The organism is Gordonia sp. DT219 (assembly GCF_049847065.1).
Classification (GTDB): domain Bacteria; phylum Actinomycetota; class Actinomycetes; order Mycobacteriales; family Mycobacteriaceae; genus Gordonia.
In genome coordinates, this window is sequence record NZ_JBNCNR010000063.1 from 1 (window position 1) to 840 (window position 840).

The 840-nt window shown below is 55.5% G+C and carries 2 pseudogenes; both read left to right on the top strand.

The window, feature by feature from the left end:
• Positions 1-462: pseudogene (locus tag ACPXB3_RS22400) on the top strand (toxin glutamine deamidase domain-containing protein); the annotation flags it as partial.
• Positions 462-840: pseudogene (locus tag ACPXB3_RS22405) on the top strand (hypothetical protein); the annotation flags it as partial. The pseudogenes ACPXB3_RS22400 and ACPXB3_RS22405, both read left to right, overlap by 1 nt.

Below are 840 nucleotides of genomic sequence, written 5' to 3' on the forward strand. Positions count from 1 at the left end.
ATCGGTGAGGTGTTTGATCGGGTGGATCGGCCGTCGGCGGAGGTGTCCGCGCAGCGGATTGCTGCGTCGGGGCAGGGGGTGCAGGAGGTGTTCGAGGGTGATCAGGGTGGGCATGTGTTCGGGTTCCGGTTCGTGCTGGCCCAAGGGTTGCGCAACATGTTCGCCCAGGACGGGCATTTCAATATGGTGCCGTATCGGGTGATGGAAAACGAGTGGTCCGACTTCGCCCGATACGGAGCGCGGGTGGCGGTGGAGATCGATCTGGATGCGCCGATCGTGGGAGGGAGGCCTAGCACGGTGAAAGTCGATGGAGAAGCGTACTCGGCCAGGACTGGACGTCTCCTCCGTGAGGCTCACTTCGAAAACATATTCCGCAATGACGGTTCACAGTCGTATCAAAGGCGATTCTTTAAACGGAAAATTATTGAGCTGCTAGATCACGCAGATCGGAGTGACGGTTAGTGGACGAGGTTGAGGACATGTTGCGTCGAGTTGGTATGTATTTGGCGCGGAACGTCGTTAATTCTGGTGGTCCGCTGTTTGACGGGGACTGGGATACATATATGCTAATCAAGCACTTTTCTCCTGGCCATATTTCCGGTACTAGGTCGGCTTTCCTTGGTGGAGAGTACGTAAACGACAGATCGATCAAACTGTCGAAGAGTGCCAGAAACGTTATCGATGATTATATTGAAGAGTTTAGGATAAATTTTCCGGTACCTTTGTGGTTGTTTGATGCGTTGGTGTTGGTGGTGGATCGGGAGCCGGTGCGGGGTGTGGTGCATGTGGTGTGTGGTGATGTGGCGGCGGGGTTTGAGGCGTCGATGGCGACGGCGGGGC